Raw genomic sequence first — 13,348 nt, 5'->3', positions numbered from 1 at the left:
CCTTCCCATGATTCCAGCCCGGGCTCGCCGCGGGAGCATATTCAATAGCCTCATTCAAATGGCCAGACCCCTCGGCGACCCCCACTGTCTTGGCCCCGGAACAGCCTAATATACCCCCCACCCTCTACTATGCCCGATGAGGGTCCGCCCAGTCCATGGCGAGAGGGCGCTAGAGCTCGAGTACGGCGGCTCGAGGCACGTTGTCATCGCGGACCTACACATCGGCATAGAGGACGAGCTCGCCTCAAAGGGCGTCCGCATCCCTGACCAGACGGGCAGGGCACTCGAGAGAGCCCTGGCTCTCGTCGAGAGACTGGGGCCGGCCTCCGTCATCCTTCTGGGCGACGTGAGACACCGAATTCCCCTCGCGAGGAATCGCGAGGCCCGGAGGGTCAGGCATTTTCTTGAGTGCCTCGCTCGCAGGGTCCCAGTAACTCTCGTCCTTGGGAACCACGACGCCGGGCTGCGCTCGATCGCTCCTCCGGAGGTCGAGTTCGCCCGAGCCCTCATGCTCGGCTCATCAGACTCCCGAATGGGGGCTCCAGCCGCGAGTTCGGGGAGAGTGCGCAGAGAGAGGGCGGCGTCTCCGGGACTGCGTCCTGTGCCCGCTCCGCGCGTTGCGCTGGCGGGAGGGAGGACGGCCTCCTCAATCATCGACTTGGGGTCGAGGCCGCGCTACCGACAGGGTAAGACCACCCAAACCCTCGTCGGCCTCTTCCACGGCCATGCGCGGCCGCCGCCGGAGTTCGGGGCGTGCGGAACCTTCGTCGTCGCGCACACGCACCCCTCGCTCCTGCTCACCGACGAGAGCGGCCGGACAGTCACGGAGCCCTGCTGGCTCAGAGCCCCCCCAACCCCCGAGGGAAGGAAAAGGTACCCCATGCTCTCGAAGGTGATCGTCATGCCGGCCTTCAGCGACCTGCGCTCCGGCGTTGCTGTGAACGCGCCCGGGGCGCGCCTCCTCGGACCCCTCTTTCGGGCGGCGCTCGTTGACGTCGCGCGGGCCCGTGCAAACCTCATAGACGGGACCTATCTTGGCACGGTCGCCGACCTCCTCGAGCGCAGCGGAGCGGCCGCCGTGGAGGGAACGGGGGTGGCAGATTGAGCGTCTTCGGGCTCCTCACCGAGCCGCTCAGGCAGCTGCTAGATGCGAGCGGTCTTAAAGAGCCGACGGAGCCGCAGGAGCTCGGAATTCCGGCGATTCTCTTGGGAGAGAACGTCCTGCTCCTCGCGCCCACGGGCCTTGGCAAGACCGAGGCCGCGGTTCTGCCGGTTCTGGACCGCATCGTGCGCGAGAGACCACCTCCGCCAAGCCTCATCTACATCACGCCCCTGAGGGCCCTGAACCGGGACCTGCTAAGGAGGCTAGGGGACTGGGGGAGGGCGCTTGGCGTGAGCATTGGCGTCAGGCACGGCGACACGCCGCAGAGGGAGAGGGCGGAGCAGGTGAGGAGGCCCCCGGACATATTCATTACGACGCCCGAGACGCTCCAGATAATGCTCGGTGCGCCCAGAATTCGCGCGCTCCTGAAGAACGTGAGATGGGTAGTTGTAGACGAGATTCACGAGCTCGCGGGCGACGAGAGGGGTTGGCAGCTCGCGGTCGGGCTCGAGAGGCTGGTCAGGCTCGCGGGGAGGGAGGTGCAGAGGATAGGCCTCTCCGCGACCGTCGGGAACGCGGAGCAGGTCGCGGAATTCCTTGCTGGAGTGGATAGGAGGGCAAAGGTTCTCAGGGTGCCGGTTGGGAAGAGCATGGAAATCACTGTCGAGTGCCCCCCAGTGACCGAGGAGGATTCGAGGGAGGCCGAGCGCCTCCGGTGCGACGGCAGAACGCTCGCGACCCTCAGGCGATGCAGCTCACTCATTGAAGGTGGGAGCGGGGTGCTCCTCTTCACCAACACGCGCGACAGTGCCGAGGTGCTTGCATCGCGCCTCCGCCTCTGGAGGCCGGAGCTCCCCCTCGGCGTCCACCATGGCTCTCTGTACAGGGACGTTAGGGTCCAGATGGAGGAGGAGTTCAAGGCGGGGGGCCTCAGGGCCCTGATATGCACATCGTCGCTCGAGCTGGGCATAGACATCGGCGGCGTCGAGCTCACGCTCCAGTACGGCTCGCCGAGGCAGGCCACCAGGCTCGTCCAGAGGGTCGGGAGGTCGGGCCACCGTAAGGGACTCGTTTCCAGAGGAGTCGTCCTTGCCCAAGACGCCGACGATATCGCAGAGTCGGCGGTGCTAGCGAGGAGGGCGATCGCGGAGGAGGTCGAGCCGGTCAGGATGAGGCCCGTTCCCCTGGGCGTCCTCGCGAACCAGCTCGTCGCCCTAGCGATGGGTTGCAGGGAGGTATCGACCGACGAGGCCTATGATACCCTCAGGCGCTCCCACCCGTTCCGCGTGCTCGATAGAGAAACATTCGACAGGGTTCTCGAACAGCTCGTCTCTCTCGGTGTTCTCTGGAGCGACGGACTCAGGGGGGAGGGGGGCGAGAAAGGCGTCGGCGAGAAGAATGGAGAGGAGGGGTGTAGGGGGGGTCATGGGGGAGCGGGCGAGCGGGCCCCGCCGCGCTCGCCGGAGAGATACGGCAGCAGGAGGGGCACGATTAAATTCTTCTACGAGAACCTGTCCATGATTCCTGACGAGAAAACCTACAGCGTCATTGACATCACCACCCGCAGGGCGATCGGAACTCTGGACGAGTTTTTTGTGCTCACCTACGGCGAGGTCGGTGTGAGGTTCGTGATGAGGGGCTCGTCTTGGCGGATTGTCGAGCTCGGCGAGGACCGGGTTCTCGTCGAGCCCTCTCCAGAGCTGGGGGCGATTCCGGGCTGGCTGGGCGAGGAGATACCGGTTCCCTTCGAGGTCGCGCAGGAAGTCGGGAGGCTACGGGCGCGCATCGCGGAGATGCTGGAGGCTGGGGGGGGCCGGACCACGACCGGCGCGTCGACGGCGCGGGAGCCGGCGCCGGAGGGCCGTGAGGACCCCAGTGCAGATGGAAAGGAAGGAGGGCCGGCGCGAGCCGGCCCCAAATGCCCGATACCGCACGGCTATCCCATGAACGAGGACGCGTGGAGGGAGCTCGTGGAGTTCGTCACCCGGCAGAGAGAGCGGGGCCTCCCCGTCCCGACGGACAGGCTGGTCACTGTCGAAGCCCATCGCGCTGGAAGGCTGATTGTCGTCAATGCGTGCTTCGGCACGCGCGTCAACGACACTCTCGCCCGGCTCCTCTCGGCGCTCCTATCGACGAGGCTCGGCGCGGAGATTGGAATTCAGACGGACCCCTACAGAATCGCTCTCGAGCTGCCGGCGCCCGTGAGGCCTGAGACAGTCGTAGAGCAGCTGAGGAGGCTGGGCCCCGGCGACGCAGAGAGAATTCTGAAGCTGGCGGTCGGCGGCTCGTCCCTGCTAAGGCGCGAGCTCCTGCACACCGCGCGCAGGTTCGGGGCGGTGGAGAAGGGCGCCGACCTCCAGGAAATAAGGTTCGACCGAGTAATGAAGCTCTTCAAAGGAACACCTCTCTACGAGGAAGCCGTCGAGAAGACCCTCTTCGAGAGAATGGACATCGAGGGCATGGAGAGGGTTCTCGAGAGAATAAGAAACGGTGACATCGAGCTCCTCACATCCCCCCCCTCGCCTATCGGGGAGGCCGGGGTGCGGCAGAGATGGGAGACAATGGCCGCGGGGAGGGTAGAGAGGCCAATTCTCCTCGCCTTCAAGACCCGGCTGGAGAGGGCCTCGCTCCGCCTCGTCTGCCTCGCCTGCGGCGGGACGCACAGAGGGGTGATAAAAGAACTCCCTCCAAAGATACAGTGCCCCTACTGCTCCGGACAAATGGTTGCGGCGGTTCCTTTGTGGGAGACCGGGAGCGTTGAGCTCGTCGAGAGGGTGGCGCGATTGAGGAGGGGTGCGGGCCCGGAGGGGAAAAAGCAAGGTGGCCGCGCCGGGCGCGATGGAAAGCGCCCTGCGATGGCGGGGGGCGCGGGTCGGCGGGCCACTGAAATATCCATGAGCGAGGAGGAGAAAAAGACCCTCATGAGGCTGAGGAAGTGCGCAAGCCTTGTGCTGGCCCACGGAAAAAGGGCGCTGCTGGCGCTGGCTGCTCGCGGCGTCGGCGTTGACACCGCCGCTCGCATCCTTGCATTCCAGCACGAGACCGAGGAGGAGTTCCTGAGGGCCCTCCTCGCCGCAGAGGTCCAGTACGCAAGAAACAGGCGGTTCTGGTGACTCCTCCGCACTCCTACGGCCATTCCGGGGAGCTCAGCCCCTCCGTCTCACCCTGCGGATAATGTCCCGGACCCTTATCTTCTTCCATTTTATAATCACGGCCGCGGCCACAGCGAGCCCGACTCCGGCGTACAGCATCGCTTCATAGGCCATCATCGAGCTGATCGCAGCCGGGTGGCCCGAGGCGCCGAAGGGGTTGTGGCCGCCCACACTGGTCCCGGCCCTCAGGGGTACGGGCTCGTCCCAGCCGTTTATGGGACTCCACACCCTCAGGCGAGGGTCGCCGTAGAAAACCACGTTCTCGAATATGTCCCACCACCACTGGCCCGTGAGGTACTCGATTCCGACGTGCTTGATGCCCTCTGCGTAACACTCGCCGATGGTATATCCGAGGGCGATGCCCCGGGCGAAGGTCGCCATTGCGAATGACGCGTACCATGAGGTGAGCCAGGGGTCGATGACCTGGAAAACGGAGCCGTGCCTGACCATTGTCAGGTGCATGTAGGTGTTGGCGATGAGGCAGGAGCCGCCGTTGAAGCCCATCGAGTGGACGTTCTCCAGAGCCCTGTCGAAGTCTAGCCCGCCGTAGGCCACCGTCTGGGGCTCCTGGTTGATGATGGCAATGACCACACCGTCCTTGTCGTAGTCGGAGACGGACCTGTGCATCGCGTCCATGCCCGTGAAGTGGTTCATCGTGTAGGTGTCTGGCTCTCTCGTGCACCCGCTGACCTCGTAGCCCCTCCAGGGGTTCTTCTCTCTGTGGTTGGCCTTCGTGCTCCAGAAGCCCACGACGCCGTCGTCCCTGTTGCCCCCGTGCATCACCTCAAGCCACATGATTGTTCCCTTATTCAGATTGCTCATCGTGTCGTCGAAATTGGTCGAGTAGACCGATTCATAGCCCGCCTTCTCGATGTAGAAGGGGACGACCTCCGAAGTGGTGATGTCGGGCCAGTACCTGCCCGGCTGGCCGTACTTGGCGTTGACTCCGTCGTCTATCTCGTTGTCCGAGGGAGAGAAGAAAGGAGTTATGCCCGTGGCGGTTACGTATTTGCACCTCCAGTACTTGCTCGCGCGCTCGTTGAACCTGTGCTGGTAGGAGACCCACGTCTGGACGACTGGGTAGGTGGCGTGGACTGGAATTCCCTCGATGGTGGCCAGGCCCGCAACCTCCGGCCCCGGGTCGACCATGGACTCCGTGCCGGTTATCATGTCCACGCCCTCCGGACTCGTGGCGGGATTGGCGAAAATCACCGCATTATAGAGAACCGACCGGGACACCCAGTAGGACGCGTCCACGGGCGAGCCCATGATTCTGCCGGAGTTCGAGGCGCCGACGAGCGCCCTGTCCCACGGGGTCCCGATGTCGAATTGGTCGGCCACGGTCACGATGTTCTCCTTGCCCTCCCTGTCTATCCCTATCTGCTCGAGAAAGTCGTAGATGCTGTGCCCTGTGAGCACCATGCATCCCACGGATGGCGGGCTGCGCCCTGCGTAGGCCTTCCTCCAGAATTCGTTGTACCAGGCTTTGGGGCAGGAGAGGTTCCCGTGGTTATCGACGATGAGCACGGGTGTTCCGTGGTGGGCGGCCGCGAGGGCGGCAGGGCCTATGAACAGCCCCTTCGGGTGCTCCCCCGCAGGGCCATCTTCGCCGATGAACCAATAGGACCAGGGGTCGACGGTTGTGAACACGGCGTCCTGGCTCTTCGTGATGCCCAGAATTCTGCTGTAGAGGCTCTTGTAGCCGGTGTAGCGCTCCACCTGAATCTTGGGCTGGAGGAGGGAGCGGTGATCCAGAAGGGCCCTGAGGGCGCCATCGCCACCGTGTCCGCCCAGGTCCACGAGATGCACCTTCGTCACCCCAAGTACATCCAGAGCTTCCAGGGTCTCCGGGGGCACCGCGCCGGGCTGGGCGTAAAGAAGTGGCGCGTTGAGGAGCGAGGCAAGGACCGCGCCGTTGGCGGCCGAGGCAAGGCAGTCGCCCTCCGTCCGGGTCATGTTCTGCCTCCACTCGTAGGTTAGCTTGAACTGAGTATCCTGATTGTTGTTCTCGAGCTTCAGTACCGCGACCTTGTACTTCCCCTCGCCCAGCTCGTTGAGGAATAGCTGCTGGGGCGAGACGCCGGTCGCCTCGTAGGCGATTTCCGCGCCCTCGGGCCCCAGGACCGCGAGCCCGAGCTTGGCTCCTCCGGACCAGGAGAGCTCGAACGCGACGTCACGGGCACAGTAGGGTACCGTGTCCGGAATGTCGAGCTCGATGCCGGGATAGAGCGTCATCGCGATTTCGTACCTCGCGGTCAGGGGGGAGGGGGGGTCGGGGAGGGGAGGGGCGGGGACTATGGCCGTCAGGCCTGTTTCCGCGTCCTCCATGGCCTTCGTAGGCATGTAGGTGACCCCGAAGCCCCACTCGCCCCAGTGGTAGACATACGAGCCCGCGTCCTCCGTCGGGCCGCTGAGAACATTCCAGTTGGCCGCGGCGCTGACCTGCCCGAGCTTCCAGTCGTATATCTGGAGGTCCGGGTCCTTGCCCCTCTGCAGGATGATGTCGAGGGCGCTGACGGCGCCGTGCCAAGTCATGTGGGCCTGTATGTACCGGTAGGGCTCGCCGATCGTGAAGTTATGGAAGACCGGGGTTATCCCGACCTCCTTATCGCCCTGAATCACCTCCGTTTTTATTGTGTAAGACCCGGGGATGGTTCCTTCAAGGCTCCCGCTCTGCCTGAGCTTGGGCTTGGGATAGTTCTCGGAGACAACCGCCACGACAGCTTCCTTCGAATACTCCCAGTTGCTCAGCGCGATGTCCCTCGCCACACGATAGGGCGAGCCTCCCTTGACGGTCGAGATTCTTGCCGCGCTGATGTTCAGGGCCGTCAGGGGGTCGGTCGAGCCCGTTCCGATGAGCTGGACGCGGTCGAGCTGCCCGTCGCAGTAGGTCATCCAGTCCTCCATGAAGTACCTGACGCCCTCTCCGTGGTTCAGAACCAGCTCCTTCTCATCCATCTCTCTCTCGGGCTCGAAGAAAAGGACCGGGTAGGAGAATACCTTGTCCGAGGCCTTGGAATAGAATGTTGAGCTTGGGACGGCGGCAAGATAGGCATAGTCGTCATTGTAGGAGTTTGGGTCGTAGCCCACGATGGCGGCCGATTTGATGGGAACGAGCTCTTTCCACGAAGCACCTTGCGTTCCCTCTGAGGAAACCACTGTCTCTCCATAGGCACGGCCGTCCAAGCACCCAGAGAAGCCCGAGACCACCAGCGCAGCCGCTGCGATCAAGAGAGACAGACTACGGACTTCCATTTACCCCCCTCCGTGGGCTGATTTTCCCCCAGTTCAACTCCTTTCCCTTCTATTTATTTCTATTTACTTTATCTTATCAATATATAATAAATTTATTGTTAAGCCCTTGATTTCTCGAACCACTACTCCCTCTTCACATCTCCTCCGGAGCAACGATGCCGAGCATGCCCAGACTGTTCCTTAGAACCCACCTCGTCGCGTCCACGAGCGCGAGCCTCGTGTTCCTCAGGAGCTCCGTCTCCGCCCGCAGCACGGGGCAGGATTTGTAGAACTGGTTTAGGCCCGAGGCGCACTCGTGCGCATAAGCGGCCAGGAGGTGGGGCCTCCTCTGCGCCCCCGCCTCCAGCACAACCTCGGGGAACCGCGCCAGGGTCCTTACCAGCGCAACCTCCTCCGGTGCGGTGAGCACCCCCGCGCTCCACTCCCGGTACCCATCGGACTTGGCCAGTATCGAGCAGCAGCGGGCGTGGGCATACTGGACGAAGGGGGCGCTGTTTCCCTCGAAATTGAGGGCCTCCTCCCACCTGAAGACTATCTGCTTCTCGGGCTGAATTCGGATGATGTTGAACCTGAGGGCGCCAATGCCAACGAACTCAGCGATCTCCCTCATCCTCTCCTCCGGGAGGTCTGTCCGGCGCTTCCTGACCTCCTCGAAGGCCCTCTCGACCGCCTCGTCTATAAGGTCATCGAGGTAGACCACGCGGCCCCTCCGCGTCGACATTTTCCCCTCGGGCAGGCTAACGAAGGAGTAGAAGACCGTTTCGGGGAGCTTTTTCAGGCCGAGGAGCTGGAGGGCTATCGCGAGCTGTTTCGCCTCCAGCTTGTGGTCCTCGCCGAGCACATTTATCGCCAGGTCGCAGTGGGAGAGCTTGTAAAGATGGTAAGCGACGTCCCGGGTGGTGTAGAGGGTAGTCCCGTCGCTTCTTGTGAAAAAGAAGCGAGTGTCCCTACCCTTGCTGCCGTAGCCCGAGAGCTCGAGGTATAACGCCCCATCCTCCTCGCCCGCGTTCGGCGCCCTCCTCAGACCCTCGACGACCTCCTGCGCGGTCCCGTCCTCCACGAACTGGGACTCCCAAACGAAGTGGTCCACCACGACATTGACCCTTGAGAGTGAGGCCTGCATCCCCTCGAGCACCCGCTGACACGCTCTCCTGAACCTCTCCCCCACCGCCTCGTTGCCGCTCTCGTACTCGTGCAGGAGCCGTCCGATTTCCGCCTCCACCCGCGGGTCGCTCTCCATCAGAGCGCTGGCTCTCTGGTAGTACCGCACCAGCTCGTGGTCGGGCTTCTCCCTCTCGACAGGTGGGAGCTCTTCGGGCCTTATATTCTCCAGACCCCACACCAGCGTCGCCACCTGCTTGCCCATGTCGTTGACGTAGTACTGCGTCTCGACGTCATATCCGCAGGCCCTTAGAATTCTGGCCAGGGTATCCCCGATTATCGGGTTTCTGGCCCTGCCAACATGGAACGGGCCGTTCGGGTTCGCGCTCGTGTGCTCCAGAATCACTCTCTTCCCGTTTTCGCTCTCGGTCCCGTAGAGCGCCTTCTCCTCGAGAGCGGCCGAGAGCACGGCCTCCGTAAGCGCCTCCTGCTGGATGTGGATGTTCAGATAGGGTCCCTCGGCCTCAACCCTCTCGAAGGCTCCGCCGAGCTGGACGAGCTCCACGAGCTCCGAGGCGAGCTCCTCCGGCGGGGTGCGGAGCTCCTTCGCAATCACATAAGCAGGAAAGGCGAAGTCGCCGTGGCCCTCGGGTGCGAGGCCGAGCTTGTCGAGGGCCGCTCCGACGTCCTTCACCCCGAGGGAGCGAAGACCCTTGGCGAGGGCGGGGAGCGCCTGCTTTCTGAAGTCCTCCAGCGGGCGAATCGTCATCAGAACGCGAGCAGCTTTCGGGGTTTTAACTCTTTTCCAACGCAGAGCGGTGGGAAACCGGGCTCTCTGGGGGGCGATAGCGCGCCCCCTCAGCATCATGGAGAATTCCTCGAAAACGAAGGCGAGGGACGCGGGGGGGTCCACATAGTTCATCACCGCGCGAGCTTCCTTGAGACCGGAGGTCTTGCACAGGCCTCGGAACGTGACCTCGTGACCCGCGTTGGCGATGAGGCGCTCCGCCATTTCCCCGATGGTCGCGCCGTAGGACGCTCCGGATGTCAGAATGGCGTCCTTGGTTGCTATGTCGTCCCTCCTCGGGACGCTCACCCCGAGTCGCTTGGCCCCTGGGAAACCGGTTGTAAGAATTCAGCTCTGGGGGAGGCTCCTGATGCTGGCGGTTCCCTTCGTTGAATTTGTGACCTCCGACGAGACTCTGAAACTCCTGAACAGCAGGAGCTCATCGGGGTAGAGGGGTGAAGTCCGTGTGGGTTTTGGCGAGGCGCGCCTCGTGCTCTCCCGAGAAAAGTCCGGGGCTGCTGCCCGCGACCCCAAGCCTCCTCATTCTCCCGAGGCGGCTCGCGAAGAGCTCCCTTGAGCTTCATTGGACTCGACGATGACTGTCCGCTCGGGGCCAGGCCCGAGGAGGCTGTATATCGCCTCTAGCACTTTTGAGTTCTCTCACTTTGATATCCGAGCGCCTCTCGTCGTCGAGGTTCACAAATCCGTACTTCCATCAACTGAGGAGAATGTTCGAGAGCACCGGCTTCTGTTCGAATGGGGCTAGGAAGCGAGGGAGGTCGGGAGTCTACCGGCGACCCGAGGCAACGCGACGCTAGCCGCAATCTCTTACGCTGGGCCGTCCGCTCCCTCCGCAGATATGTCCGGGCCCGCTCGTAACGACTCGAGCATTCCGCTGCATGCCCTAAGTGCGTAAATATTAGGGCTCATCCAATGTAAAAACCGCTGCTTTCCAGCCTTTCACTTGCGAATCAATGACCTGGAGGTTTTGAATTCCGCAACCCATACATACATGGTTGGTCCGCTCGACGGTGAGCCGTCGATACCGGGAGCAGGAGTTTAGAGGATGGGCTTGTCAAGGAGTTCTGGAATCCGGCGGCTGGAAAGCTGGTGGAGATGTCGGTTGACCGCCGGCCCCGCGCTTGGAGTTTTATATGCCCCTTCGAATTAAGATTCGCTAGGGCTATTATTTATGGCCCGGACAAAGCCCCGCCAGCGCCAAAACCATTAACTCCACACAAGGAATTCATGTCCAGTACCATGGAGCAGTCGGGCAGGCAGGTCGGCGTGGTCTTCGGGAGCGTCGGGACCACGGGCTTCAGGGTCGCGATCACGGACCCGTCGGTGAAGAAGAACGACTATGTCCAGATAAAGCATCCGGAGTGCGGCGACGTCCTCGGCCAGATAATCGATGTGCAGAGGGAGAGCGAGCTCGACTTCGCCGGCGCGCAGAAAATCTCCGGCGGTGAGAAGGTCGAGGTCGGGGGCAGGCTCTCCGGGACCGTGAACATCATCGGCTTCAGGGACGAGACCGGGGCCCTTCAGGTACCCAGAACGCCATTCAATGCCGGCGACTCGATTTTCGCGGCCGAGGAGAAGCTGATTCGGAGCGTTCTGGGTCTGAGGGCGGAGCTCGAGACCGGGGCCTACATCGGCCTCCTCAAGGGCCACGGAATAAGGGTTTATCTCGACATAAACCAGCTCGTCCAGAAGCACGTGAGCATTCTGGCCAAGACCGGCGGCGGGAAGTCGTACATGGTCGGCGTTTTCGCCGAGGAGCTCCTGAAGAGGATGGTCCCGCTGGTCATCATCGACCCTCACGGCGAGTACTCCTCTCTAATGCACCCCAACATCAGCGAGAGGGACCAGAGGTTCATGGCGAAGTTCGGCGTGAGGCCGAGGGGGTACGCGGAGCAGATAGTGGAGTTCTCGCCCGACACCAGCGTCAACCCCTACTCCCAGCCCCTCAGGTTCGACCAGATGGACCTCGACGTCAGGGACATTCTAGACCTCACCGGCATGAGGTCCACGGGCCCCCACCTCGGAATCATTCAGCACGCAATTAAGCGCCTCAAGGAGAGGGGCGGCAGCTACACCCTCCACGACATCATCGAGACCGTCAGGGAGGACAGGAACGCGGCGAAGTGGGGAATTCTGAATAGTCTAGAGTATCTCGAGGGAACGGGCCTCTTCGGAGAGCCACCGACCAGACCGAGCGATCTAGTTAGAGAGGGCAAGGCCTCGATAATAAACCTGAAGGGAGTCCCGCCCGACATCCAGGAGCTCGTGGTCACTAGGGTCCTTAAGAAGCTCTTCGAGGGCAGAAAGCTCGGCAAAATCCCCGCGATGATGCTCGTGGTCGAGGAGGCGCACAACTTCTGCCCGCAGGTCGGGCAGGCCCTCTCTTCCGGAATCATGAAGACGATAGCCTCCGAGGGCAGGAAGTTCGGCCTCGGCCTGTGCGTCGTCACCCAGAGGCCCGCCAAAATCGACAAGAACGTCCTGAGCCAGTGCAACACACAGATAATCCTGAAGGTAACGAACCCCAACGACCTGAAGGCGATAGCGCAGTCGATCGAGGGTCTGGTGCCTGGGATGGAGGAGGAGATTCAGCGCCTCCCTATCGGCGTCGCGATCGTGGCTGGCGGGGCGCTCTCGACACCGATTCAGGTCGAGATACGTGTTCGCGAGACCAGGCACGGGGGCGTCTCGGTCGATGTCCTCGAAAAGAAGGAGAAGGCCGGGGCGGGGGCCGGACCCGCGCCGGGGCATGCGCCCGGGGAGGAGCGGGGAGCGGGGGCGCAACCCCAAGAGGAATTCGCGCCTGAGGGCGAGTCGCCCATAGTGGAGGAGCCCTCGCTCGACTACGACGACAGCGATGTCGAGACGGAGGAGATGGATGAGAGGGGGAGGAAGGGCGGGGACGGCGGGCCGGAGCTCGAGGACGCTTAAGCCGGGCCGTCCGCGCGCTCAGCGGAGGGCCGGGGCGCCGGCCCAGCGCCGCCACGCTTCCCAAGGCGGTAGGGTGGAGACGCCGGCGCGACAAGGCTCGGGGGAGCGCACGGGAGCGAGAGCGCGCGAGAATTCGCGCGGGGCCCGGACCACGGTGCCCAAAGGGCCGGAGAAGGGGACTCGGGAGGGCGCGGAGGGAGAGGGGGTCCTCAGACGGCTCAGAATTCGCCCCGCACTCGAGCGCGACAGGAGGGCCGTTCTGGCGCTGCTCGGAGAGCTTGGGCTTGAGAGGGGCTTCGACCAGAAGGAGTTCTGGGTTGCGGAGCACAGGGGAAGGGTGGTGGGCTGCGCCCGGCTGAAGTTTCTGGGCGACTGCTACGAGCTCGCCTCAGTCGCGGTCAGGAGGTCGTACCAGGGGCGTGGCGTCGGCACCCTGCTCGTCAGCACATGTCTCGAGATGGCGGACGCGGAGGTCTACTGCCTGACCCGCGACCCCAAGTACTTCGAGAGAATCGGCTTCCGCGAGGCGACGGCCTCCGAGCTACCGCAGGAGCTGTTCAAAAAGCTCAGGGACGTGTGCGGCAAAGGCACCAGCGCTCTCGTCCACCCCGGCAGCGCCCCAAGGAGGACCCTCAGGCTCTTGCGCGAGTGCACCGCGCGCGACATGGAAATCACGAGAAGGGCTCTTGAGAAGGTGAGAATCGCGGTTCCCCGCCGCTCGCACTATAGAAAAGTCGCGGAGGACTTCCTCAACATGGCGCGCTCCTACTTCTCGGACGCGGGCCACTTTCTTGAAAAGGGGGATTTGGTCCGCGCCTTCGCGTGCGTCAACTACGCCCACGGCTGGCTCGACGCCGGCGCGCGGCTGGGCCTCTTCGACGTCGACGAGGACGACAGGCTCTTCACGCTCGCGGACTAGGGGGCCCGGAGGGCTCCCCGGCCTTCGGGATGCCCTCGCTCCTTCCAAAGCGCAGGAGCGCTACCCCCGTCGGGAGGGGG

At 63.3% G+C, this 13,348-nt stretch carries 6 protein-coding genes and 1 pseudogene; 5 read left to right on the top strand and 2 right to left on the bottom strand.

Features of this window, described 5'->3' with window-relative positions; all coding sequences use genetic code 11:
- Window positions 1-136 precede the first annotated feature (136 nt).
- Together QW379_00095 and QW379_00090 are read left to right on the top strand one after the other, a co-directional pair.
- Window positions 137-1,105, top strand: coding sequence for a metallophosphoesterase (locus QW379_00095; protein ID MEM2868810.1), 969 nt, complete (start codon window positions 137-139; stop codon window positions 1,103-1,105).
- Window positions 1,102-4,215: a DEAD/DEAH box helicase gene (locus QW379_00090; GenBank protein ID MEM2868809.1), complete on the top strand. Its 3,114-nt coding sequence runs from the start codon at window positions 1,102-1,104 to the stop codon at window positions 4,213-4,215. The genes QW379_00095 and QW379_00090 overlap by 4 nt, the downstream gene beginning before the upstream one ends.
- Before the next feature lie 33 nt (window positions 4,216-4,248).
- Here the strand turns inward: QW379_00090 and QW379_00085 are convergent, their stop codons facing one another.
- A complete protein-coding gene (locus QW379_00085) occupies window positions 4,249-7,509 on the bottom strand; it encodes a hypothetical protein (GenBank protein ID MEM2868808.1) in 3,261 nt (1,086 codons plus the stop codon).
- Between the two features lie 133 nt (window positions 7,510-7,642).
- Window positions 7,643-9,706, bottom strand: a complete 2,064-nt coding sequence (gene argS / locus QW379_00080) for an arginine--tRNA ligase (GenBank protein ID MEM2868807.1) — start codon at window positions 9,704-9,706, stop codon at window positions 7,643-7,645.
- A 951-nt stretch (window positions 9,707-10,657) separates the two neighbouring features.
- Here argS and QW379_00075 point away from each other — a divergent pair.
- From QW379_00075 to QW379_00065, 3 genes and pseudogenes are all read left to right on the top strand, one after another.
- Window positions 10,658-12,349 (top strand): ATP-binding protein, encoded by a 1,692-nt coding sequence (locus QW379_00075; protein ID MEM2868806.1) that lies wholly within the window; start codon window positions 10,658-10,660, stop codon window positions 12,347-12,349.
- Window positions 12,276-12,866: pseudogene (locus tag QW379_00070) on the top strand (GNAT family N-acetyltransferase). The gene QW379_00075 and the pseudogene QW379_00070 overlap by 74 nt, the downstream one beginning before the upstream one ends.
- Before the next feature lie 147 nt (window positions 12,867-13,013).
- Window positions 13,014-13,268: a DUF357 domain-containing protein gene (locus QW379_00065; protein ID MEM2868805.1), complete on the top strand. Its 255-nt coding sequence runs from the start codon at window positions 13,014-13,016 to the stop codon at window positions 13,266-13,268.
- Window positions 13,269-13,348 lie beyond the last annotated feature (80 nt).

The organism is Thermoplasmata archaeon (genome assembly GCA_038851035.1).
Taxonomy (GTDB): domain Archaea; phylum Thermoplasmatota; class DTKX01; order VGTL01; family VGTL01; genus JAWCLH01.
This window is presented reverse-complemented; position numbering and strand designations above follow the sequence as displayed.

Coding starts and splice junctions, on each gene's coding strand:
- QW379_00095 (MEM2868810.1), top strand. CDS start 137: ATGAGGGTCCGCCCAGTCCATGGCGAGAGGGCGCTAGAGCTCGAGTAC.
- QW379_00085 (MEM2868808.1), bottom strand. CDS start 7,509: ATGGAAGTCCGTAGTCTGTCTCTCTTGATCGCAGCGGCTGCGCTGGTG.
- QW379_00075 (MEM2868806.1), top strand. CDS start 10,658: ATGGAGCAGTCGGGCAGGCAGGTCGGCGTGGTCTTCGGGAGCGTCGGG.
- QW379_00065 (MEM2868805.1), top strand. CDS start 13,014: ATGGAAATCACGAGAAGGGCTCTTGAGAAGGTGAGAATCGCGGTTCCC.